The sequence below is a fragment of the Leptolyngbya sp. DQ-M1 genome, from assembly GCF_039962505.1.
In the GTDB taxonomy this organism is placed as follows: Bacteria; Cyanobacteriota; Cyanobacteriia; order Leptolyngbyales; family Leptolyngbyaceae; genus Leptolyngbya.
This window is the reverse complement of the sequence record NZ_JAMPLJ010000004.1, coordinates 239,001-261,590: the sequence shown is the minus strand read 5'-3', so window position 1 is coordinate 261,590 and position 22,590 is coordinate 239,001. Positions and strand designations below refer to the sequence as shown.

The 22,590-nt window shown below is 48.3% G+C and carries 22 protein-coding genes and 1 pseudogene; 8 read left to right on the top strand and 15 right to left on the bottom strand.

The annotated features are described in order from the left end of the window. Positions 1 to 154 precede the first annotated feature (154 nt). Positions 155 to 1,477 carry a D-alanyl-D-alanine carboxypeptidase gene (locus NC981_RS14550; protein WP_348243614.1) on the top strand — a complete coding sequence of 441 codons (1,323 nt, stop codon included), beginning with the start codon at positions 155 to 157 and terminating at the stop codon, positions 1,475 to 1,477. On the opposite strand, the gene hpnI is transcribed toward NC981_RS14550, so the two are convergent. Genes hpnI through NC981_RS14525 form a run of 5 tightly spaced genes read right to left on the bottom strand, consistent with a single transcriptional unit; the run spans position 1,474 to position 5,164 of the window. Next, positions 1,474 to 2,667: a bacteriohopanetetrol glucosamine biosynthesis glycosyltransferase HpnI gene (hpnI, locus tag NC981_RS14545; RefSeq protein ID WP_348243613.1), complete on the bottom strand. Its 1,194-nt coding sequence runs from the start codon at positions 2,665 to 2,667 to the stop codon at positions 1,474 to 1,476. The genes NC981_RS14550 and hpnI overlap by 4 nt on opposite strands. A 6-nt stretch (positions 2,668 to 2,673) precedes the next feature. Further along, positions 2,674 to 3,048 (bottom strand): EamA family transporter, encoded by a 375-nt coding sequence (locus NC981_RS14540; RefSeq protein ID WP_190377675.1) that lies wholly within the window; start codon positions 3,046 to 3,048, stop codon positions 2,674 to 2,676. Positions 3,049 to 3,057: 9 nt separating this feature from the next. Then, positions 3,058 to 3,444 (bottom strand): hypothetical protein, encoded by a 387-nt coding sequence (locus NC981_RS14535; RefSeq protein WP_190377674.1) that lies wholly within the window; start codon positions 3,442 to 3,444, stop codon positions 3,058 to 3,060. After that, positions 3,441 to 4,316 (bottom strand): hopanoid biosynthesis-associated protein HpnK, encoded by an 876-nt coding sequence (hpnK, locus tag NC981_RS14530; protein WP_348243612.1) that lies wholly within the window; start codon positions 4,314 to 4,316, stop codon positions 3,441 to 3,443. The genes NC981_RS14535 and hpnK overlap by 4 nt, the downstream gene beginning before the upstream one ends. Continuing rightward, a complete protein-coding gene (locus tag NC981_RS14525; protein ID WP_190377672.1) occupies positions 4,316 to 5,164 on the bottom strand; it encodes a ferritin-like domain-containing protein in 849 nt (282 codons plus the stop codon). Before NC981_RS14525 ends, hpnK begins: the two co-directional genes overlap by 1 nt. 147 nt (positions 5,165 to 5,311) lie before the next feature. Between NC981_RS14525 and NC981_RS14520 the strand changes: the two genes are divergently transcribed. Beyond that, a complete protein-coding gene (locus tag NC981_RS14520; RefSeq protein WP_348243611.1) occupies positions 5,312 to 5,551 on the top strand; it encodes a hypothetical protein in 240 nt (79 codons plus the stop codon). A gap of 282 nt (positions 5,552 to 5,833) precedes the next feature. Here NC981_RS14520 and NC981_RS14515 read toward each other — a convergent pair whose 3' ends face one another. Together NC981_RS14515 and NC981_RS14510 are read right to left on the bottom strand one after the other, a co-directional pair. Then, a complete protein-coding gene (locus NC981_RS14515; RefSeq protein ID WP_348243610.1) occupies positions 5,834 to 8,362 on the bottom strand; it encodes a peptidase domain-containing ABC transporter in 2,529 nt (842 codons plus the stop codon). Between the two features lie 57 nt (positions 8,363 to 8,419). Continuing rightward, positions 8,420 to 9,181: a peptidylprolyl isomerase gene (locus NC981_RS14510; RefSeq protein ID WP_348243609.1), complete on the bottom strand. Its 762-nt coding sequence runs from the start codon at positions 9,179 to 9,181 to the stop codon at positions 8,420 to 8,422. Between the two features lie 413 nt (positions 9,182 to 9,594). Here NC981_RS14510 and NC981_RS14505 point away from each other — a divergent pair, with 413 nt between their 5' ends. Then, a complete protein-coding gene (locus tag NC981_RS14505) occupies positions 9,595 to 10,236 on the top strand; it encodes a peroxiredoxin (protein ID WP_348243608.1) in 642 nt (213 codons plus the stop codon). Between the two features lie 41 nt (positions 10,237 to 10,277). Here NC981_RS14505 and NC981_RS14500 read toward each other — a convergent pair whose 3' ends face one another. From NC981_RS14500 to NC981_RS14480, 5 genes and pseudogenes are all read right to left on the bottom strand, one after another. Then, positions 10,278 to 10,760: a MarR family transcriptional regulator gene (locus tag NC981_RS14500; protein ID WP_199298617.1), complete on the bottom strand. Its 483-nt coding sequence runs from the start codon at positions 10,758 to 10,760 to the stop codon at positions 10,278 to 10,280. Beyond that, positions 10,755 to 11,216, bottom strand: a pseudogene (locus tag NC981_RS14495) (MarR family transcriptional regulator); the annotation flags it as partial. The gene NC981_RS14500 and the pseudogene NC981_RS14495, both read right to left, overlap by 6 nt. A gap of 350 nt (positions 11,217 to 11,566) precedes the next feature. Then, complete coding sequence (gene sixA, locus NC981_RS14490; RefSeq protein ID WP_348243607.1) at positions 11,567 to 12,055, bottom strand: phosphohistidine phosphatase SixA; 489 nt, start codon at positions 12,053 to 12,055, stop codon at positions 11,567 to 11,569. Between the two features lie 72 nt (positions 12,056 to 12,127). After that, on the bottom strand, positions 12,128 to 13,396 hold the full coding sequence (locus NC981_RS14485) for a bifunctional oligoribonuclease/PAP phosphatase NrnA (protein ID WP_348243606.1): 1,269 nt from the start codon (positions 13,394 to 13,396) through the stop codon (positions 12,128 to 12,130). 240 nt (positions 13,397 to 13,636) lie between these two features. After that, complete coding sequence (locus tag NC981_RS14480) at positions 13,637 to 14,146, bottom strand: HNH endonuclease (protein ID WP_190377665.1); 510 nt, start codon at positions 14,144 to 14,146, stop codon at positions 13,637 to 13,639. Positions 14,147 to 14,403: 257 nt separating this feature from the next. Here NC981_RS14480 and alr point away from each other — a divergent pair, with 257 nt between their 5' ends. Then, the gene (gene alr, locus NC981_RS14475) at positions 14,404 to 15,615 is read left to right on the top strand and encodes an alanine racemase (RefSeq protein WP_348243605.1); all 1,212 of its coding nucleotides are present in this window, start codon (positions 14,404 to 14,406) and stop codon (positions 15,613 to 15,615) included. A 90-nt stretch (positions 15,616 to 15,705) separates the two neighbouring features. Here the strand turns inward: alr and NC981_RS14470 are convergent, their stop codons facing one another. Together NC981_RS14470 and NC981_RS14465 are read right to left on the bottom strand one after the other, a co-directional pair. Next, positions 15,706 to 15,903 carry a hypothetical protein gene (locus NC981_RS14470; protein WP_348243604.1) on the bottom strand — a complete coding sequence of 66 codons (198 nt, stop codon included), beginning with the start codon at positions 15,901 to 15,903 and terminating at the stop codon, positions 15,706 to 15,708. Between the two features lie 232 nt (positions 15,904 to 16,135). Then, complete coding sequence (locus tag NC981_RS14465) at positions 16,136 to 16,558, bottom strand: molybdopterin-binding protein (protein WP_348243603.1); 423 nt, start codon at positions 16,556 to 16,558, stop codon at positions 16,136 to 16,138. Positions 16,559 to 16,641: 83 nt separating this feature from the next. Between NC981_RS14465 and modA the strand changes: the two genes are divergently transcribed. The 4 genes from modA (at position 16,642) to NC981_RS14445 (ending at position 21,771) form a co-directional block, all read left to right on the top strand. After that, a complete protein-coding gene (gene modA, locus NC981_RS14460; RefSeq protein ID WP_348243602.1) occupies positions 16,642 to 17,427 on the top strand; it encodes a molybdate ABC transporter substrate-binding protein in 786 nt (261 codons plus the stop codon). 24 nt (positions 17,428 to 17,451) lie between these two features. Next, positions 17,452 to 19,254: a molybdate ABC transporter permease subunit gene (gene modB, locus NC981_RS14455; RefSeq protein WP_348243601.1), complete on the top strand. Its 1,803-nt coding sequence runs from the start codon at positions 17,452 to 17,454 to the stop codon at positions 19,252 to 19,254. A gap of 414 nt (positions 19,255 to 19,668) precedes the next feature. Further along, on the top strand, positions 19,669 to 20,304 hold the full coding sequence (locus NC981_RS14450; protein WP_348243600.1) for a cold shock and DUF1294 domain-containing protein: 636 nt from the start codon (positions 19,669 to 19,671) through the stop codon (positions 20,302 to 20,304). A 444-nt stretch (positions 20,305 to 20,748) separates the two neighbouring features. Beyond that, the gene (locus tag NC981_RS14445) at positions 20,749 to 21,771 is read left to right on the top strand and encodes a VOC family protein (RefSeq protein WP_348243599.1); all 1,023 of its coding nucleotides are present in this window, start codon (positions 20,749 to 20,751) and stop codon (positions 21,769 to 21,771) included. Here the strand turns inward: NC981_RS14445 and NC981_RS14440 are convergent. Next, positions 21,768 to 22,571 carry a DUF1838 domain-containing protein gene (locus NC981_RS14440; RefSeq protein WP_348243944.1) on the bottom strand — a complete coding sequence of 268 codons (804 nt, stop codon included), beginning with the start codon at positions 22,569 to 22,571 and terminating at the stop codon, positions 21,768 to 21,770. The genes NC981_RS14445 and NC981_RS14440 overlap by 4 nt on opposite strands. Positions 22,572 to 22,590 lie beyond the last annotated feature (19 nt).

Genomic DNA, 22,590 nt, shown 5'->3' with positions numbered 1-22,590 from the left:
TTCCTCAAAGTCCCCCAAATTGGGGGATTTAGGGGGAGAAGGGGTTAGGGGATAAGGGCAGCAACCGACGCAAACGGAGAGAGAACACACTCCAATTCAGCAACGCCACCAAAATAAGCTAAGCTGAATTCCGATTCTGTTGCTGATTCTCTCCATGCGCCACTCTGCTTTGCTTGTTTGCCTGCTGCTGGTTGGATGCACCCAGTTAGAAGCGGCAAAATCGCCCCCTGCTGACAGCCCTAAACCTGAAGAAGCTAGCCGTAAAGTTGTATTTCCGCCTCCTGCGCCAACGGCACCGCTAGCTCTTGCACCCACTACCCCTGATCCCAATACCAGCGCGATCGTTCAGCAATATCTCTCAAAGCTGTCGGCCCAAGGGTATTCGCAAGCGGCTCAAGGCATTTGGATTCAATCGGGTGATACCCTACTGGCAAATCATCAGGGCACAAAGCCTTTGTCAGCTGCTTCCTTAACCAAGGTTGCAACTTCTCTCGCTGCACTGCAAACCTTTGGCGCGGATCACCGATTTGAAACGGTGATTGGAACAACTGGAACAGTTGAAAACGGCATTGTTAAAGGAGACTTGATTGTTCGGGGTGGGAGTGATCCGTTTTTTGTTTGGGAAGAAGCGATCGCGCTGGGGAATGCGCTGAATCAGCTTGGCATTAAACAAGTCACAGGTGATCTGATAGTGACTGGACAGTTCTTTATGAACTTCGAGACGGATTTGGGCAAGGCAGGAACATTGCTCAAAGAAGGATTGAATTCAAAAACCTGGTCGGGTGAGGCGATCTCGCAACATCAAACGCTTCCTGCTGGGACTCCGAAGCCTCAGATAGCGATCGCGGGTCGTGTTAAAGTCGCCGCGAATCCTCCGCAGTTTACACAGATTGCGACACATCGATCGCTGCCGCTGGCTGAACTATTGAAGAAGATGAATCGCTTCAGCAATAACGCAATGTCAGAAATTGTTGCAAGCTCGGTTGGGGGTGCAAAGGTTGTTTCACTCAAAGCAGCGCAAGCAGCAGGCGTGCCTCAGAATGAAGTCATTTTAGTCAATGGTTCAGGTTTGGCGGTTGAAAATCGTATTTCTCCGCGTGCGGTCTGTTCGATGTTTCTTGCGATCGATCAGTTGCTTAAGCCTGCCAAGATGACGATCGGGGACATTTTCGCGATCGTGGGTAATGATCAGGGCATTCTTGACGGGCGTAAGCTGCCAACCGGATTAGTGACAAAATCCGGTAGCTTAAACGAAGTGAGCGCACTCGCAGGAGCATTACCGACCAGTCAAAAAGGCATTGTTTGGTTTGTGATCATGAACGGTGGTGGTGCAAACTTAGAAGGCTTTCGGGCAGGGCAAGAATCATTGCTGAATACCTTGGCGAATCAGTGGGGACGAGTGCCAACGGCTCCAAATGAGCTTGCGTCCAATCGCGATCGAGCGAATCTTAAATCTGTGATTGAGAAAGCAAACTAGCTCATAGCGGGTGGTACATCATTGACGATCGCACCCCCCGCTGTAAGTTCGAGTCGCCGCCCTCGCCATTCTACAGTATTGCCAAAGAAGCTATAACACCACAGACAGAAGCTTAAACCATCCCGCAAGGGCACAAGTAATAGAAGTTGTTTCGCGATCGCGTCTTGTAAACAATGCACTCCAATCAACCAAGCCGCACAGTATCTCACTGTCCAAGTTGTAATTAGAACAATCCAACCGAGAGCAGAAGCTTGTGTCATTGTGAAAAATAACAAACTGCTGATGGTTCCGTAAGTGAAAATTAATCCAAAATAACTCGACGATCGTGCAAATCGCGTGTTGCGAAACCAGCGTGTTTGATGCTTTAGAAGTTCTGAAATTGTTGCCGTTGAAAGAACATGATCAACGACATACTCTGAAAGTACAACTTTATAACCTGCTTTCGCTGGGAGATAGCCAAGCTGAAAATCATCTCCGATATAGTTCACGATCGCCTCAAAGCCTCCAATCTCAGCTAAGACAGATTGCCTGAGTGCGATCGTTGCGCCAAACGCGAACGCCATTCCCTCAAGCCTTCGAGCCACAAGCACACCCGGAAAGAATTCCGTTGAAATACTCAGGGCTTCAAATGCAGAAATGAGATTTTGAGAGCGCGATCGATACATACAAGTGACAACGCCAACGGTTGAATCGCTCAAAGGTTGTATCACTTGCTTGAGATAGTTCGGCTCAACCCAAATATCACTATCTGCCAGAACTAAAAGGTCATGCTTTGCTTTAAGGGCAATGTTATGTAAGTTATTTACTTTGGGATTGATGCCGATCGCGGTTGGATCAATCACGAATTGAATGTCTTGGTCGGGAAAGTCTTGGATTAATTGCTGGACGATCGCAGTACAAGGATCATTCAGATCTTGGGTTCCAAAGATGATTTGATAGTTCGGATAGTCTTGTTTGCAGAATGATGCAAGATTCTCATAAGTGTTCTCATCAAGTCCACAGACGGGTTTGAGGACTGTAAGGGGGGGCTGAAAATCAAAATTCTGCTCGGGCTTAGCGCTAAAGAACTGTATGGCAGCCGCGATCGAAAACAGATAAAAAATAACGGTTGATAGACTCAGAACAAAAAAGATTGCAAGAAGCAAAGTTCCTGCAATCTGAATTAGGGTTGGAACAAGCGAGTCATTCATCTGGATTTAACCGATCGACACAAGCGCGACACCCACACCGACTAAAATCGTTCCAAGCAGTCGAGCGCGTGAGATATTTTCGTGCAGAATGAAACGTGCACCAAATAGGCTAACCACATAGGTTAGAGAAGTTGAGGGATAGACCAAACTCAGATTTGCCCAACTCAACAGAGAAATAAATAGAAAGAAGCCGACTACTGTAGAAAAGATGCCACAGCTAATTTGAAAGTTATTGAACACATGCAACAATCGGCGCGGTAATGTTTTCAACGGAAATGGATGAAACTCGCCCATCTGCTTCATGCCTGCGCTGATGAAGATATTGCCGATCGAGTCTGCAAAGACGAACCCTAATAATGCAATCCAAACTCTCGTATCCATGATGCCCCGCTATGATTGATGTTTCCGATCGTCCCAACCGACCACAAACGCGCCTGCTGTGATCACACAAGTGCCTAACAACCGAATCGCAGAGACTTGCTCACGCAAAATCAGGATCGCCATTGCTGTACTGAGGACATAAGTAAACGCAGTCATCGGAATCACATAGCTTAGATCAAAGCGTGACATCGCAGCCAGATACAACAATAAACTGCAAATCAGAAAGGCAATTCCTAACCAAATCCAAGGACTCGTCAAAAACTTAACTGCAACCATCAATAGTGCGCCAATTTCGACAGAATTGATCGGCCCAATTTCGCGCATTCCCCGGCTGATCCACAAATCTCCAAATACCTGACAGATAACCAGAAGCAGCATGATGACTGTTCTATTCATGGATTAGAACCTACTGCTAACTCAAATCCATGAGCTTCAAGGGCAGCGCGAACACGATCGCTCAGCAATGCTTCTAGCTCGATAAATCCCAGATTGAGCGGGGCATTACTCGGCTCTCCAGGAACAGTAATGGCGGGATGAGAATAGATTTCTACCCGATCGGCTGTAATTTTTGGAATCAGTTCGAGCAAATATGATTCTGTGATTTGTCCTGTCTGGAGCAATCCATAAACGCGATCGGCAAATTGAATCCGGTGCTTCTTCAAAAGGTTCTCTCCATAGCGTCGCAATCCAGAAAATACTAATGATCCTACAGTTTTTGCAATCCAACCGGAGCGATCGATCTCCAGTGCAATGCTCAATTCTTCTGAGGGCAAGCGGATTTCTGGGATCTCGAATTCTTCTGCCAAATCAACTAAATGCCGCAGAATAACGGGGTGAGCATGTAAATGCAAATGTCCATCCACATGAGACAGCTTTAAGCCCGTTTGCCGAAATTTCTCAAGCTGGGCACGAATTTCAAGCGGTAATTCTTGTCTCGCTTTGGCACTGAATTGATATCGCAATCCTGCCCAAGCCGGATCATCAGGAAAGTTTCCCTCAGCATCAACCAAGTGGGGAATCTGTTCGGGTGGCAGTGCCGATCGTCCCATTCCCACGACTAAATGCAATCCTACTGCTAGAGAAGGATTGGCTTTCGCAAGCTCGATCGCTTCGTCGGCGGCATCCCCCGTCACCATGAGGCTGGTGCTGGTGAGAACGCCCTGCTGATGTGCGGTGATAATTGCCTGATTGACTCCGGTTGAGAAGCCAAAATCGTCGGCGTTGATTCTCATCCACCGACGATCGACTTGAGTTGATGACTTTAACATTAACGACTCACTTCTGCTTTCATCTCGGTGGGGCGATTGGGCAGGAGTGTTGTCGCTCGGAGCGCGATCGAGGCAAGTCGCGGTAATAATTTCGGTTCGAGTAAGCGATCGTCAAATCGGCTCATGCGCTGCTGATTTTCGCTAATGGTTGCCGATAAAAACTGTGGCAAGGTCAAATCATCGACAAAGGTTTTTGCGCCTGTTGCCGTAAAACCTTCATTTCCATCCTTTGCCAGCACCATTTTGCCTAAGTTAAACAAAGCACGTCCGTAATGGAAAGCAGAATGCACACCTCGTAAAATGTCCGATCGTCCTTGTTGCGCTTGAACATAAGTAATCCAATTGACGAAGAAAACAATGTGCCGTGCTTCCTCATCCAGAATTGGATCAAACAGCGTAAACATCGATTCAGGTAAATACTTCGCTTGGCGAGCTAAGCCAAACATTCCAAAGGCAAAAAATGAATCTAAGCATTCTCCAAATCCGAAGTCTGTGAAGGCTTGAGTAATATTTTTCGGTAGAACGGGTGCGGGGGGTTCTTCGACTTGTAAATCGTAGTGGCGAATCAGACATTCGATTAGGCGAGCGTGGCGGGATTCTTCTTCGCCTTGGAGTGCGATCGCGGCTCGAATCTCAGGATCGTCGATCGTGTCTGCCATGGCGCTAACCATCATGCCCGCTTCTCGCTCGGTGTCGAGGGCAATTCCCCAGAACGGAATCCGCCGCAAGCGATCGAGTTCGGCTTCATTGAGTTCTGGAAAGCTCATTGTCTCTGGCTCATACTCCAGATGAGTTGCCATAAAATCTTGGCAAAAAAGCTGCTTATGTTCCTCAGATCCAAGCTTCATAACCGCGTCCACACCACTAAATGTTCAGAGAAGGCTCTCTATATGATGGTATGACCTTTTGAGAATCGCAAGGATCTATCGCACTCAAAAATCAATTTGGTATCAGTGCTCCGGAGCGCTGTTTTAGTTCTCACGATCGCTATTTCAGTGCTCCGGAGGGCTATTCCAGTTCTCGCGATCGCTATTCCAGTTCTCGCGATCGCTATTCCAGTTCTCGCGATCGCTGTTTTAGCTCTCACGATCGCTGTTTTAGCTCTCACGATCGCTATTCCAGTTCTCGCGATCGCTGTTTTAGCTCTCACGATCGCTGTTTTAGTTCTCGCGATCGCTATTTCAGTGCATCGCACCCGTGTTTACCGATCAACGTTGAGTAATTTTTGCTCATGATTGTACAGTGACGATTCACCGCGATCGCTTCGATGCTGATTCCAGAGACAAGTAATTCCCCCCTCTAAACAAGTCCCCTACCTTTCAAAGTCCCCCACTCGTGGGGGATTTAGGGGGGCATTCATCCGCCCAAACCGCAGTGAGAAAACTGATCGCTCTCACGCATGTCTAGCACTACTCCTAAATCCTAGCCGATCAAAAAAGCTCACGAAGTTCAGCGAATCAAAGTCGCCTTTCGTGAGCCTAGATTGTTGAGCGATCGTGCTCTAAGTTTAATCCCGCTTACACCGAAGCTTGCTGACGCTGATACAGCGACCAATACAAGCCCTTCTTCCGCAGCAGTTCATCGTGTGTTCCTTTCTCAGCAATCAATCCCTTCTCCATCACCAAAATCAAATCTGCCCGCTTCAGAGGTGCAAAGCGGTGAGCAATCAGAAACACCGTGCGATTGTCTGAAATCGACTGCAAATTCTGTAAAACCTGTTGCTCGGTCTCACTATCGAGTGCGCTCGTCGCTTCATCTAATACCAAAATCGGGCTATTCGAGAGAAACAATCTCGCCAACGCAACCCGCTGCCGTTGCCCCCCAGAAAGGGCTGTTCCCCGCTCTCCTACATTCGTTTCGTAACCTTGAGGCAGTTCGCTAACAAAGTCATGCGCCGCCGCCATTCGCGCTGCCTCAACTACTTGTTCGGCTGTAATGTCCGGACGACCAAGACTGATGTTATCAATAATGTTGCTATTAAAGAGAAAGTCCTCTTGCAACACAACACCCATCTGGCTGCGTAACGAATGCAGATCTGCGCTCTTGATGTCGAAGCCATCGATCGTGATTTGTCCCGCCTCCGGCAAATACAAGCGCTGCAGCAATTTCGACAGCGTACTCTTACCCGATCCGCTGCGTCCGACCACGCCTACCAGCATTCCTGGCTGCACATCGAACGAAATGCCTTTCAGCACAGGTTCTTGGTTCGGGCTATAGCGGAAAAACACTTGATCAAAGGAAACCTGCCCCTTCAACGGCGGCAACACCAATCCGGTTCCGGGTTCTGCTTCCGGCGCAACGTTGAGGATATCCCCGATACGATCGACCGACAATAACACTTGCTGTAGGTTCTGCCACAGTTGCACCAATCGCAATAAAGGCCCCGTCACTCGTCCAGACAGCATCTGAAACGCCACCAACTGACCCACGGTTAGCTCTTGCTTAATCACCAAATGCGCCCCAACCCACAGAATCAGCAGATACGAGAAATTCGTCAGAAAATCACCCAAGTTATTGCTGATATTAGAAGTCGTCGAAGCCTTAAAGCTGGTGCGAATATAGCGAGCAAACAGACCCTCCCAGCGATCGCGCGACGGCTTTTCAGCACTGTGCGCTTTCACCGAATGAATCCCTGTAACTGTCTCCACCAAAAAGGACTGACTATCCGCACTCCGGTTAAACGTCTCATTCAGCCAATTTCGCAGAATCGGTGTGGTTGTCAGCGTCAAAGCCGCATACAAAGGCAAGACCGCCAAGGCAACACCCGTGAGCGGAATGCTGTAGAAGAACATCAACGCCAGATAAACGACTGCAAAAATCGAGTCGAGAATCACGGTTAAAGCCGTTCCCGTAAGGAATTGCCGAATATTCTCTAATTCCTGCACCCGCGCTACGGTGTCTCCAACCCGCCGCGACTCAAAATAAGCTAACGGCAGCCGCATCAAATGCCGAAACAACTGGGCAGAAAGGCTCAAATCCAACCGTCGCGCCGTATGCGTAAAGATAAATAGCCGCAAAATCCCCAGTAGCGCCTCAAACACAGCGACCCCTAAGAGCGCGATCGCCATCACATCCAGCGTCGGAATACTGCCCTGCACCATGACGCGATCGATCACCACCTGGGTAATCAGCGGAGTCGCCAATCCCAACAGTTGCAGCGTAAATGAAGCGAACAGCACTTCTCCGAGCAAGCCGCGGTATTTCCACACCGCAGGCAGGAACCAGGTTAAATTAAATTGTTCTTGCTTCTGAACGGCTTCAACCTGCCACAGTTGCCCATCCCACACCTGATCCATAAAAGATCGATGCACCGCTTGCGGAGTCATGATGGGATCTTGCGGATCAGAAATAATCCAGCGATCGCCCCTCACTCCATATGCCACTACCCAATGCGGCTCTGCCGTATCATTCCACAGCATCAGCGCCGGAAAATTCAGCAGCCGCGCCTCTTTCCAGGTCGTTTGAATTCGGCGCAACTGTAGCCCCAACTTTTCGGCTGCATCCACCACATTCGTCGGGCGCTGTCCACGCAATTGGCGCTGCACCCAATCAAGCTGCACGGGATTTTGCAGATGATTTGCAACCATCGTTAAACAAGCAGCCGCGCTATTCATCCCTGACACAAAGGGAAATCCAGACACAGGCTGCGGCGACTGATCCAGTTGCGGCAAATAGCGAGATCGCGTAATTGCCCAAAAGCGATCAACATCCGGTGAACGTACAGTCAGCCACTGTTCACTGCGCCACTGTACTGCCTGCACATCACCACTAGCGGCTCTCGCTTTCCATCCGGGTAAGTCTAATAAATCGCCAATCCAGTCTCCGGGCTGCAAAACGCGGGAACTGTTATCTTCCCCGACCAGGCGCACTTTGCCGCTGAGAACAATCATTTGCACTCCAGCGTCTTCACTCGACCAAAGCACCTCGCCTAGCTTATAGCGACGCGCTTCGGCGGTGGTCTTAAATTGCACCTGTTGTTCAGGACTGAGAAAACAGAGGGGCGGCGATTCCCAGGGGAGAGTTGTCGCGAGGTCGTTCGTTAGCATGGGGGCAGTTGAAAACTAGGGGGCTAAAATACGGAAAAGGCGTTGCCGTTCTTCAGTCTAATCGTTTACCTGCAGTTTCACGGTCATCTTTTGAATTTTCTCAGCGAGCCAACGATCGAACAATTCCGTCGTCAGCATTTGTTTTAATTGCTGATTATCTAAAGTTGCAGGGATTACTTCCTCAATCCGGAAAAGCGCCCATCGATTTTCGAGTTCAATCGGGCCGACAATATCCCCCACATTGGCAGAATCGATCACCGCTCTGACCGCGTCGGGCATTGTACCGCGACTGACAGGCCCCATCATGCCGTTTGCGATCCGATCGTCCGCGATCGAATGCTCCCGTGCCAGCATCTCAAACCGCTCTCCCTCGCTAATTTGCAGCTTCAATTCGTCTGCTAATTCTTGGCTTTCGACAATAATCCGAGACAGCACCACGCGATCGAGAAATACTTTACGCTCAATAAAATATTCCTGTAGGCGCGGTTCGGTCGCCAAGATCTTTAGCTTCTCGTTCTTAAAGTTGGTTGAAATTTGCTCGTGAAACGCTGTGTAATCCAGCCCATTGCGGTTGAGCCACTCTTGGAACTGCTTCGGATCGGTGAGTTGCTGCTGAATCCGAAAGTCAACGACCGCCTGTTCGATTACAGCTGGATTAATATCAAGGTCATCGCGATATTTTACTTCAGTCTCGATTACGTACTGACGTAAAATATCCCCAATAAACCCTTGGAGCTTTCCAGAGGTTTGGAGATAACGCAGGCAATCGCGCAGGCTGAGTGAGTCGTCGTCAATCGTGAGAAAAGTGTTGGTTTCCATACGGGTAATCTGTTGCGGGTGTCCTAATCGATGGTATCGCGCCCGGATCGCCTAAGAAGTTTGCTACAGGTTAAGAACAGCTTAGCGATCGCGAGACCACTGCGATTAAACTAGAATCCTGCACTTCTGGAGTCCGCAATTTCAACCAAATCCCATAGGACTTCACGGCATCTTCAAGGAGGGTACGGAGAAAACTCGAAATTTGAAGCTGAAGTGTTGTATCGTACCACTGGATTTCTGCGTAAATGCTCTGAGCTTGAATTCTGATATTTCAGTCTGAAATCTTTACGAAGTTCTTCATCACCTATAGAATCTTTAAAAGATCTAAACTCCGACCGGGAAACCGGGATTTATGGCATGATCGATCAGTAACTATTTGCGATCGACAGACACTCAAAAGGAAATTACGCGATATGGCTCTTCGACTAGGTGATAGCGTTCCCAACTTTACTCAGGACTCTTCTGAGGGAACGATCGATTTTTATCAGTGGGCAGGCGATAGCTGGGTGGTTCTCTTCTCTCACCCAGCAGATTACACTCCAGTTTGCACTACAGAATTGGGTGAAGTGGCAAAACGCAAGCCCGAATTCGACCAGCGCAATGTGAAGGTAATTGCGCTCAGCGTGGATGATGCAGAATCCCACCAAGGCTGGATCGGTGATATCAACGAAACCCAAAGCTGCAACGTCAACTACCCAATCTTGGCAGACAAAGACAAAAAAGTGTCTGAACTGTACGACATGATTCACCCGAACTCCAGCACAGGTTCGACCCTGACGGTGCGATCGGTGTTCATTATCGACAACAACAAGAAACTCCGCTTAACGCTCACCTATCCTGCTAGCACCGGACGCAACTTTGACGAATTGCTGCGCGTGATTGATTCGCTGCAACTAACCGACAACTACAGCGTTGCAACCCCGGCAAACTGGCAAGATGGCGACGATTGCGTTGTCGTGCCTTCGATTCCGACCGATCAAGCGCGTGAAAAATTCCCCAAAGGCGTCACTGAGGTGAAACCCTACCTCCGCATGACTCCGCAACCGAACAAGTAAGCTTTCAAATTGCTGTGATTTCATTAACTGGGTGAGTTTCCTTACCCAGTTTTTTCTATAGCGTTGAGATTTTTGATCGCCTGATTCACCCAATCAGACAGCGCCGCTTGCTCCTCGATCGAGATGTCGGTCATCATCATTTCGATCACGGACTGGGCGATCGGGGGCAGCGTCGTTTTCATTTGCGCTCCGGCTTGCGTTAGCCAAATCCGCCAAATTCTTCGATCCTGGAAGTCGCGTTCCCGGCGAATCAAGCCGCGCTCACTCATGCGATCGAGTACCCCGGTTAAAGTGCCGCCGACTTGCTGGAGTTGATCGCTAATTTCAGAAGTTGCCTGCCCGTCTTCTTGCCACAAACAGCATAAAACGACCCAGTGAAACGGCGTGAGTTCGTGCGGATCAAGCTGTTCTTGAAATCGGCGGGTTCCTAGCTGCGCAATAATTTTGATGCGATAACCGAGATTATAGGGAGCTAGCAAAGCCCGCCAACCATCTGCATGGGGGGTAACGGCAGAATGAGACAAATTGGCAATGATACGATCGATGATGCTAGACAAGTGTTCGCGCTCTGGAAGCGGAATTCCCTGCAAGGTGGCTTCTCGAATTTCGACTGCGATCGGCGGGAGGATATCTTGAAGCTGTCGTCCTGCATCAGTCAGCCAGATTCGCCAAATTCTTCGATCCTGGAAGTCGCGTTCCCGGCGAATCAAGCCGCGCTCACTCATGCGATCGAGTACCCCGGTTAAAGTGCCGCCGACTTGTTGGAGTCGATCGCTAATACTCGATGTCGCCTGCCCGTCTTCCTGCCATAAACAGCACAAGACCACCCAATGAAACGGAGTCAGCTTATAGGGATCAAGCCGTTCTTGAAATCTGCGACCAAGCAGTTGAGAAAGGAGCTTGATGCGGTATCCGATGCCATGTGGAGCTAGTAAACGTTTGAGATTAGCGGGAATTTGTTCGGTGTCTGAAGAGATCATCTCATTCCTAAAACTGCGTATTAAACGATTTAGATCTCGAAGCTCGGCGTAGCAAAAAGCAAAGTAGGAAAATTTTAGCTTAATTAAATCGCTTAAGACAAAATTAAGGGATAACGATCGCCATTCGGATCGTAATACCAATTTAAAAACAAATTCAGCAGATCACCGATTCTTCGCATCCCTTAATCGTAGAGACACAATTAATCGTCTAATCGTCCTCCTACCAAAAGTTTCGCAATAATCTGTTGCCTGCAGCCTTCACAAATCGAATTGCTATCAGGAATGAGTAGAGCGACAAATCGACATTGATGACACTTTCTCAGAAAATTTCTCACAAGTCGGTTCTATTCTCATAGCAGAAACTTAGGAGGAGTCAACCAGAATAGGCGGCTATTGCCGATCGCGCCGCCTGTATCCGGCAGCTCTAGCCCGACTACACCCGCTTTTTTCAGGATGAGACGATCGCGGACTTCTCCCCAAATTAGCAGTTCTGCCCACCCGCTTAAGTCCGGCTCATGTCCCACCAGCGCCAGTGTCTTCTCCGGTGTGCGCCACGCTTCAAGCCAACTGATCCAGGTCTGAATATTTCCGCTTGGTGCAAGATATCCCTCAACTTCGAGTGCATTGCCCAAGCCAGCCGCTTTTAGAATTTCAGCCGTTTGCATAGCGCGAGTCAGGGGGCTTGTCAGAATTAGATCAAACTCCACTCCAAACGATCGTAGCTGCTTTGCGACCTGCTCAGTTTTACGCTTTCCTTCGGAAGTTAGGGGTCGCTCGTCATCGTTGGCGTAATCGCCGTGTTGTCCTGCCAGTCCATGCCGAATCAAATAAAGCTTCATACACCTATCAAACGTCTAGGGGCTATTTGGATCTTTACCAAATTCGTTGCCCTAGACGCTTCTTGCTTTAGATTAATTTACTCCTTTGGGATAGTGCTGCTCTGGGTTGACCAATCGCAGTAATTTCTGCTTCACCTGAGCATCGAACACCGACCATTTGGTTTTGGCGTATTCGCTGTTTTCTGTAAAGCCTGAAAGAAATCCCATCGGAATCTCAAAGCCGCCTGCTTGCGATCGTCCCCCGCCAAAGAAGCGTCCTTGAGCATCTTGCCCAAATGCCTCTTTGATAAATTCGTCCGGGTCAAGCGTCAATTTGTTCGTGCGAAGCGATCCGACGACGAATTCGAGTTCTTCGTCTTCGTCGTGAACGATGCCATAAACTACAGCAGTATGGACATTCTCTTCTGTCACCAAGAAGTCTGCTGCTTGAGGAATTGCGTCACGATCGTCGTAGCGCAAATAGCCCACGCCAGCGATCGAAAAGTTGTTGTGAACGGTGCGATTTTTCAGCGATCGTTCAATCACTTCCATCACCTGCTTTGATCGCGAGGACTGCATCACCGCGTTGAGCAACTGCGCGTCATAGTATCGACTTAAAAAAGCAGCCGCGAGAAAATCTTCTTCCTGCGCCTGCATCAATCGATTTGTGTCCGATCGTAGTCCGTGCATCAGCGCAGTCGCGCACTTAACATGCTCAGGGGCGCTGGTATCAAATTTCAGCATTCCCGCCTGAATATATTGCGTCAGGATCGTCGCGGTGGCGCGAGTATAGGAGCGAATGTCAGCGAATTCAGCGTGGAGGTCGTCCTGCATACTGTGATGATCGATCACAACTGTAATCGGGATATTCGATTGCAGAACCGACGGTAGAAGCTGGCTTGTGGTTCCCTGGTTGTCAATCAGCACACAGCCTTTGTAAACCGAGAAGTCCTTTGTTTTTGCGGTTTGTATCGTTAATCGTTGAAGCGGTAATGCGGTTAACTTCACAAGCGCAATGTTTTCCTGATGCGAAAGCGTTCCAGCATAGGCAATTTCGGCTTGAATGTCGTATCTTTGGGCGATTAGTTTATAAGCCCAAGCCGAAGAAAGTGCATCGGGATCAGGAAAATCCTGTAAAAGTATTAGCTGACGCTCACCACGATGCCGCTCTAGAACTTGACGAAATCCTTCGATTTTCTGCTCTTGCTCCGGAGAACGCATGACATCGTAAGGGTAGCGTCCTCGCTGGTCATGAGCCGCGCCATTTGAGGCTTTTGGAAGATCGTTGCTCTTGGCTACAGCGAGGCTATGCGATAGAGGCTCAGTTGGATTCAGCCCAGAAATACCAGAGTCTGGTTCCATTGTGATGAGTGAAGTGAATGGCACAGTCGAATCAGATTGCATACGTTGAAGTTGTGCGGAAAATAGAACCAGCCTCGGTCGGCAGCTTCGCTTCACAGAGTGTTCTCGCCTGGTTTGAGCTGCTCGATCGTAGGCACTCTCTGATCTTCGCAAAAAAGTTCAAAAAACGGCAGAGCGATTTGTTCAGTTTCCCTCATTTGATAGAGCGGAAACCGATCTGGAGCCGCGATCGCTCGAATCCTATTCTTCTCGCACTCCCCCGATGACATATTTTTGCCATTCTTGGTTTACGCCGTTCTTGACGTGCTTGGTGACTTCAAAATAAAGACTGCTGTGCGGGCGATGCGGCGGATTTCGCAGCGGCATAACGGCTTCTTTGGGGGTGCGGCTGCCTTTTTTGACGTTGCAGCGCACACAAGCCGTAACGATGTTTTCCCAGGAATCTCCGCCGCCTCTCGATCGTGGGATCACATGATCCAGCGTCAGATCGTCCCCGGTGTAGCCGCAGTATTGGCAGGAGTGCCCGTCGCGGTGCAGCAGATTCTTGCGAGTGAGCGGAATCTCTTTGTAGGGGACGCGCACATAATGGCGCAGGCGAATCACGGTGGGGAGTGGAAACCCCGAATAAATCATCTTTCCGTTATGCTCGACTTGCTCAGCTTTGCCTTTGATAAGCAGGACAACTGCTCGCCGCCAACTGGTAATATTGAGCGGTTCGTAGGAGGCATTGAGCACCAGAACCTTTCCCATTCGGATTGTTTTAAGACACGCTTATTTGCACTGATGCTAACATATCCAACCCATTCGGTGATGGCTAGGGCGATCGTCGAAAGAAGCGATCTCCACTCACTTTTCTCCGTTTGGTCTTTTTTGTAAAGTGAGAGTCAAGCAGTTGAGAGATGACCGGCGGTGGCTTCGGGATCGAAAATTAAATTTTCCGATTTTGAAAACATTGTTGAAATAGAATCAAGAGCCGACAGGCAAATGGTGGCTGAGGAGTAGGAGTGATGCTGAGTTGGGATCAAAGTTCGAGTATTGCCTTGATGCAGCGGGAACGCGCTTGGGTTGAGATTGATCTGGCGGCACTGTCTCATAATGTGCAGCAGATTCTTAGCCTGATTTCTGCCAAAACTGAGCTAATGGCAGTGGTGAAAGCTGATGCTTACGGCCATGGGGCGGTGACGGTGGCGCAGACTGTTTTGCAAGCAGGAGCGACTTGGCTAGGGGTGGCGACGATTCCAGAAGGGATCGAGCTACGCGAAGCGGGAATCGAAGCGCCGATTTTAGTTCTAGGCGCGACACATACCGCCGAGCAGATTCGAGCGATCGAGCATTGGCAGCTTCAACCTACTCTCTGTACTCCCAAGCAAGCCTTAGTATTCTCAGAATCGGTGCGACAGAGTGTGTTGCCGATTCATCTCAAACTAGATACGGGGATGTCGCGTTTAGGAACTTCTTGGGAAAATGCAGTCGAGTTTGTGCAGTTAGTGAAGAGCTTGCCGAATCTGTCGATCGAGAGTATTTATTCACATTTAGCAACTGCCGAAGATCTTGATCCGACTATCCGGCAACAACAGCAGCATCGCTATGAATCGGGACTTCGTGCCTGTGGTTACAACCTGAGTGGAAAGCATCCCCGCTTTCATTTAGCGAACTCAGCCGGGACGATTGTTGATCCGAGCTTGCACTATGACATGGTGCGGACAGGGCTTTTGCTGTATGGACTTTATCCGGCAGAGCATTTGCGGTCGCGCTTGGATTTGCGTCCGGTGATGCAGGTGAAAGCGCGGGTGACGCAGGTGAAAACCATTCAAGCGGGAACCGGAGTGAGCTATGGATATCGGTTTATTGCCGATCGTGAAACTCAGATTGCGGTGATTGGAATCGGGTATGCAGATGGTGTACCGCGTAATTTATCGAACAAGATGACTGCGTTAGTTCGGGGACAACACGCAAAGCAAATTGGGTCAATCACAATGGATCAGTTGATGCTGGATGTGAGCCATATTCCAGCATTGCAGGAAGGTGAAGTTGTAACGCTGTTGGGGCAGGACGGCAACGAAAAGATTTTGGCAGACGACTGGGCGAATCTACTCGGCACAATCTCTTGGGAAATTCTGTGTGGATTTAAGCATCGGCTTCCACGGGTTGCAGTGGGTAAGCCGTTGGTGAGGCGAGAAATGATTGAGCGTCGATCGAGCCAAAGTAGGGGAAGTTAGTAAAGATCACGTTCCCAGGTGACGGCGATGTTGAGTTGTTTGAAGGTGTCTTCAACCCTAATTCCTTGCAATGACTCCAAATTTGTGGACTCATCGCGACTCGAACGTTGGCATCACTTCGGGTTCAGAAATCGCACTGTTCAACCATTTTTGCATGGCTGGCAGCGCGAGAACCATGTCGGCATAGTCCTGCCATACCGAATCAAGCTTGACATCATAAGTGCGGAATCTCAGCCCAACTGGAGCAAGTCTTCCAAATTGTTGTAATTGGACGTGAGTTCGATACAAGTCTTGGCTGCGTTTGGATCTGCGGGTAGCCCCCTAAATCCCCCACAAGTGGGGGACTTTGAAGCTTAGAAGGCTCTTAAATTTGGGGGATCACGATTCTCTAAGTCCCCCAAAATGGGGGACTTAGGGGGCCGATCGGCTCAAATCGAAGCGAAAAAACTCATCGAACTGACGTTAATTGGAACATTCATTGTCGTATGGCAATATGATCCAAGCATTTCCGTTCAGTAAATCATTCCATCGCAATTACAACATCGCTCGACTTAATCACTGCATAAGCCGTTTTACCTTCTTGGAGTTCCAAAACTTCGGCTGAGGTCGTTGTAATCGTCGAAATTAACTCTACCCGATGCATCACTTCGATCGTCACCTCCGTATGAATCGACCCTTTCACCAGTCGCTTCACTTTCCCTTCCAAAACATTGCGAGAACTCACCTTGAGCGGTTTCTTCGATGAACTTACAGCCCGATCGACAGCCGCTTCTTGAGCTATTTCCTTGGTCGTCTCGGAATCGCTGGACTGCTTTAACCCCCGCAGCATCTCCCGCAGCACCTCAGTTTTGGTGCGCTGCGATCGTTGGCATATCGCCTCTAGAAGCTGCCGCTCCTCCTCAGAGGTTTGAAATGTGATCCATCCTTGATCTTTTCTGGGCATTACGCTACCAATTTAGTTGGTAAGGGCTGATAAGTTGGTAAAAGTCTATTGGCGTTCAGGATTCTTATCCTAAACAGAATTGTATGAAACGTAAACACTTCCTGACGGTTTTGAGTGTTGCTCTGATTAGCTTCTCGATCGTGCTTGGCTTACAGTTCGCTCAACCCACCACAGCAAACACCACTTTATTAGTCTCTGCGGCAGCCAGTCTCAAAGAGGTGCTAGAGGAAATTGAGCCTCTGTATCAAAAGACTCGCGCTGATGTGGATTTGACCTATAACTTCGGTGCCTCTGGTGCTCTACTTCAGCAAATCGAGCAAGGCGCACCTGCTGACATTTTTATCTCAGCCGCAAGACGGCAAATGGATACACTCGATCAAAGAGGCGCATTAGTTCCGGGAACTCGCGGTAACTTAGCAAACAATCGATTAGCGATCGTCGTTCCCAAAGCCTCAAGAATCGTCACAAGCTTCTCAAGTCTTAAAGAGCCGGAAATTAAGCGAGTGGCGATCGGCGAACCGAGAAGCGTTCCTGCCGGACAGTATGCTGAACAGGTGTTGCAAAAGCTGAATCTGTCCAACGATCTCAACTCTAAGCTCGTTTATGCGAACAATGTGCGGCAAGTTCTCGCGGCGGTTGAAAGCAGCAATGCGGATGCAGGGTTTGTTTATGTGACCGATGCTCAGATCTCCGATAAAGTGAAAATTGCTGCCATTGCTGCTGAGAGCTTTCATTCGCAAATTGTTTATCCGATAGCAGTGTTGAAGAGCAGCAAGAATGCCGATGTAGCCAAATCCTTTTTGCAGTATCTATCCAGTAATGAAGCGAGAGGCGTATTCCGCAAGCACGGATTTATTGTGCCGAAATAGCAATTTTGTCGAATGAATGTAACAATGACTGTTCCCCTTGATCTGGCTCCATTGTGGATCTCGCTGAAAGTAGCCGCGATCGCAACTGTCTTTACCTTCTTTGCAGGAATCGCTGTTGCCTATTGGATGCTGAACTATCGCGGCAAGGGGAAATTCATTCTTGAAGGAATCTTTGTCTCTCCGTTGATCCTGCCGCCGACTGTGGTGGGTTTTTTGCTGCTGCTGGTGTTTGGTAAGAATAGCTGGGTGGGGCAGTTGTTGGGGTCGATCGATTTCAGCCTTGTATTCACCTGGTATGGAGCCGTGCTCACGGCAACAGTCGTTTCATTCCCCTTGATGTATCGAACCGCATTAGGAGCGTTCGAGCAGATTGACGAGAACTTCTTAGCCGTTGCTCGGACTTTAGGAGCTTCAGAATGGACAGTGTTCCGTCGAGTTCTGCTGCCTTTAGCATTGCCGGGAGTGTTAGCAGGTGCGGTACTGGGGTTTGCCAGGGCATTAGGTGAATTCGGGGCGACCTTGATGTTAGCAGGCAACATTCCTGGACAAACGCAGACGATTCCAATGGCAATTTATTTTGCTGTAGAAGCGGGCGCAATGAATGAGGCTTGGTTTTGGGCAGTGATGATTCTATTGATTTCGCTGTCTGGAATCTTTGCGGTCAACTTCTGGCAAGACCGACAGCAGCAATTGAAACTGCTGCGAACCGCCAGAAAGCCAAATCATAAAGCAGTTGCGGCAATTTCTCCAACTTCATCCGGTTTATTTGTTGACATTCAAAAGCAGCTTGCAGCCTTCGACTTAGATCTGACTTTCAGTGCAACAAAATCAACACTAGGAATGCTAGGGGGATCAGGTGCAGGAAAGAGTATGTTACTGCGCTGTATTGCAGGAATGGAAAGTCCAACACAAGGACGGATTGTACTCAACGGGCGGGTTTTGTTTGATGCAAAGGCAGGAATTAATGTACCGAGCCGCGATCGCAAAGTCGGTTTTCTGGTGCAGAACTACGCTTTATTTCCGAACCTAACTGTTGCAGAAAACATTGCTTTTGGCTTACCGAGGTCTCTTGCTAAACGTGAAGCACGTCAGCGCATCGAAGCTCAGTTGAATTCAGTACAATTACAAGGGTATGGCGATCGCTATCCGCATCAGTTGTCTGGCGGACAACAGCAGCGGGTTGCATTAGCGCGGGTACTTGCAAGTGAGCCAGAGGTAGTTCTGCTCGATGAACCTTTTTCAGCCTTAGATACCCATCTGCGGAGTCAAATGGAACAAGAAGTGATTGCACGACTCCGAGAGTTTAAGGGCGTGAGCTTGTTTGTCACCCACAACTTAGAAGAAGCGTATCGGGTGTGTGATGATTTGATTGTTCTGGAGCAAGGACAGACGCTTGCATATGGTTCAAAGTATGACATTTTCGCAAGACCCGGTAGATTAGGTGTGGCTCAACTGACCGGATGCAAGAACATTTCTCCAGTCCAAGTCATCACAGAACAAGAGATTTATGCAATAGATTGGGGCATTCGCTTACGAGTAATTGAACCCTTACCCGATCGATTCGCTTATGCCGGAATTCGTGCCCATCAGATTCGATTTACAGACGATCTAACTGCGGAAAATGCGTTTCCTTGCTGGTTGGTTGCCACAAGTGAAACGCCGCACCGAATGACCGTTTTTCTGAAGTTCACATCGGATATTGTCGATCGACAGGATTATCACATTCAAGCTGAAGTTTTCAAAGAGAGATGGGACGTTATAAAATACAAAGATTTTCCTTGGTTTGTTCAGCTTGAGCCGACTCGGTTGATGCTACTACAAGCTTAGATGGAAAGATTGGTTAATAAGCTTTCGTTGTTAACATAATCTAAGTTGTTGTATTTCTAATGAGGGGTATTACTGATTTTGCTCGATCGACAACAGAAATGAAAGCAATATTAATACCTTCGATAAGAATTTGCCAAGTTGTCTATTCTGTAGAAAGCTTCTCCAGATATAAGGTGGGAAATATGTTGAAATTTTCCGTATATTCATCTACATGAGCTTACTATGCGGAAGAATTTCCGTCTAAATATGTCAATAAGGCGTGATACGCCGAAAACGTTCCATGTAGTACGTCAATATGGAGTGATATATGGAAAGATTCAGTGTAATAAGAGTTGGGCTGCTTTATTTTTTGGTTGTGGCTGTACTTGAAGGTGTTTTGCTAAAATTGCGAAGTTTTCATTATTGAGATTTTTCATGCAACCCGGTCTCCGCAGTGGAAAGCTGACAAAATGGAAAGATGAGCGTGGCTTTGGTTTTATCCAACCCGTTGATGGGAGCCAAGAAGTTTTTTTGCATATTTCTGAAGTGCGAGATGCAACTCGCCGTCCACAAGAAAACGACATGATTTATTACCACTGCGTAGTTGACTCAGATGGAAGAGTCCGCGCTTGCAACGCATTTATTCTAGGAGCAAGAAACAAACCAGCGCCTTTGAGTCATCGCGCTACATCTTCTGATGCTACGGCTTCAAGCTTCCCGCTAGTTGAGGTAGTCTTGTTGTCACTTCTGCCTTTGGTTGGAATCATTCATTTTACGTTGACGACGCGCAATCCTTTTCCAATTGTCCTTTACCCTACGATGAGTTTAGTAACCTACGCGCTATACGCTGATGATAAATCTCGTGCTAAACGCAAGGACTGGCGCACCTCTGAACAAACGCTACATCTATGTGAACTTGCAGGTGGATGGTTGGGTGGGTTTATCGCCCAGCGAATGCTGCGGCACAAAAGTCAGAAAGAGTCTTATCAAGCTGCGTTTTGGGCGATCGTTATCATTCATTACATTGCATGGTTGTTTTGGCTGTTTTTGGGAAGAATGCTATGGGCTTAGCTTTGTTCCTACTAGCCGCCATGACTTTGATCTAGCTTAAGATGGGATGGTGCAGAGGTTTACCCCGTTTCTAAGGAGTAGAGCCGCAGCATTTGCCAGATAATTACAGCCATGTAATACCAGATTGATTTGTGGATGCGACAGATTCTCGCCCCCAAATCCCCCATACTGGGGGACTTTGAGAATCCGAAACAGATTTGGCTTGAAGTCCCCCACGCGTGGGGGATTTAGGGGGCTTCCAAGATCTGTCGCACTCAAAAATCAATTTGGTATGAGTTACCGACAGTATCCTATAGTTACTTGAAGTAAAGCATTGTGACCCACATAGGGTTATAGCAATCTTTGGAGAAGTGTTACATCATTGGTGTTTGTCAAAAAACGTTACAAGTTGCAATCTAATTCATCGGCTGACACAATGACATCGTTGACCTTCTTAGAATAGTTATGTCTTTGTCCTCTGCGATCGCTGGAATTTACGAAGTCTGTATCGGTGTTTCTGACATAGAATCCGCGATCGAGTATTGGCAGCAGTTTGGATATGAGATGGCTCAAGCAGGAAAACTTTCTGCTGCGATCGCCCAAACCCTCTATCAAGTGGACTCTTCATTGCAATCCGTTCGCCTGAGTCACCAAGCATCTGATCACGGCTTAATCCGTTTAATGCAATGGGAACAGCCCCGAAATGAGGGTTTAGCGCTGGAATCAATGAAAGTCAGAGGGAATCGATGGGCAACGACTATGACAGCAGATGTTTTAACGCTTCTCAATCATGCGGAAGAAGCCGATCGAGCAGGACTTCCAATTCGTTATACATTGCCGCACTGGGAAAAGATTTACAACAAAGAGCACCAAATGCGCCCGTTTATTGATTCCGCGATCGGGGTTCGAGAAATGCTATTGCTGCAACCGCTCACTCGACAGGTACTGTTTCAACGCTTTGGATACACGGTGCTGAACTATGGTCAAATTAATCAGCAGGCAGCCTTGAAAGCGAGTCAGATTACGCATATGGGGCTGATTGTTCAAGACGATCGCAAGGAAACGCTGAGGTTCTATGAAGATGTTCTGGGACTCTTGCGCGTTCGGGATGATGTCGAGACAAGTTATGAATCTTCGCAGGCAGGACGGGAAATTTTTGACTTACAACCCGGCGAAAAGTTCATTGTGACTGCATTTGATGATCCACGATCGTCTGTTACTGATTGGCAAGCAGTGCGATCGGGACGATTGTATATTGTGCGATTTCCAGAAGCTTATTCATTGCCGAGTCGGTTCGATCAAGCACAACCTGGATGCTTAGGTCTGTCGCTCTATACCTATCGGGTAAGAGAGATTGAGAACTATCACGATCGCATCACAGCAAGTTCGGCTCGCAGCGTGACTGAGATTGTTCGGGATGAGTTTGGCGATCGTAGTTTTTCTTTTATCGCTCCAGATGGTTATTTTTGGACACTGATTGAAGGCTAAGCGGCTGGAATCGGAAACGTTTCCTTAGCGAGATACGCATCAAAATGCTGCTGGAAATAGAGCCAGGAAGTCATATCTTCCGTATCCAGCGGTGCTGTCGGTGCATCCCGATAGAGCGGCATTCGGGTATTAATTTCGTCTTGAAGTAATTGCGGTAGCTGATCAAATCCCGCTACTTTGCAGCCTGAAGCGCTGTAAATCAAGTGCCCAGCCCGATCGCCCATTTTCATCCAAGGTAGCCAAGGGCCAATCCGATCCCAACCTAACCATATTTTTGAAACGGAAGGTTGCTGCTCATCAAAGAGTTCGGCAGATGGAACAACAAATTTGAACAATTCTGCCGCTTGATAATTAGGATTTGGAAAGTATTCCGCGAACTTTGGATCATTCAATGGATTTGGATAAGCAGGAAAGATATCAAATGTAAGCGTTGTGGTTTCGTCATCCAGTTGAGCAGGAAATTGTCCTTTAAAAGTTCCTTGAATTGGATTGTTGGCAACGTGCATCACAGGTACAGTTTCTTCAGTCCAAGGATTTGTCCAAGTTTGAAGCTTTTCGCCCGTTTTAGGATCTAAGTAATACGTTAACTCTCTGGAGGTAAACGCCCAGCAATTTTCTTCAGTTGGAAGACAACGGCTCACACTCATTCCAACCATCTTGAACAAACATTGCCGTTTCTCACCGGGGACAAACGAGTAAATCGCGCCTGTCCAGATTAAATAGTTCGATCGTGCCGGATCAAGCGACGATCGAATCTTCACCCAGTATTTAGCATCCAGAAGTTGAGTTGAAACCATCAGCCTGCCCAGATTAAATTTT